Origin of the sequence: Xanthobacter autotrophicus (assembly GCF_030015065.1) — a bacterium.
Taxonomy (GTDB): domain Bacteria; phylum Pseudomonadota; class Alphaproteobacteria; order Rhizobiales; family Xanthobacteraceae; genus Xanthobacter; species Xanthobacter autotrophicus_D.
Map to the genome: position 1 here is coordinate 1 of NZ_JAIVFN010000589.1, position 328 is coordinate 328.

A 328-nucleotide genomic window follows, 5' to 3' on the forward strand; every position below is an offset into this window, starting at 1 on the left:
TCGGAAGCGTCCATGGGGCTCTCCTGTGGTGAGAAACCCCGTGATGCTCCGCCCACCTATGCGGGACGCCACGTCGAAAACATCCAACCGCCCGTCATGCCGGGCGGTTACCGCGGCAGCGGTTTAGAGCGCCTAACAAAACTTGGCGATGGCTCTGAAGCATATGATTGCGGCGGCGAGGACGCAGAATGCGCGGTAGAGATCGGCGTGGCGCTCGTATCGGATGGCGAGGCGCCGGAACTGGTTGATCCAGGCGAAGGTGCGCTCAACCACCCATCGGTGCTTGCCGAGGTGCTCAGAACTGTCGACGCCGCGGCGGGCGATACGG

At 63.7% G+C, this 328-nt stretch carries 1 protein-coding gene; it reads right to left on the bottom strand.

The features are described 5' to 3' along the window. Positions 1-132: 132 nt before the first annotated feature. A partial coding sequence (locus K9U40_RS24645) for a transposase (RefSeq protein ID WP_282890830.1) occupies positions 133-328 on the bottom strand: 196 nt, incomplete at its 5' end.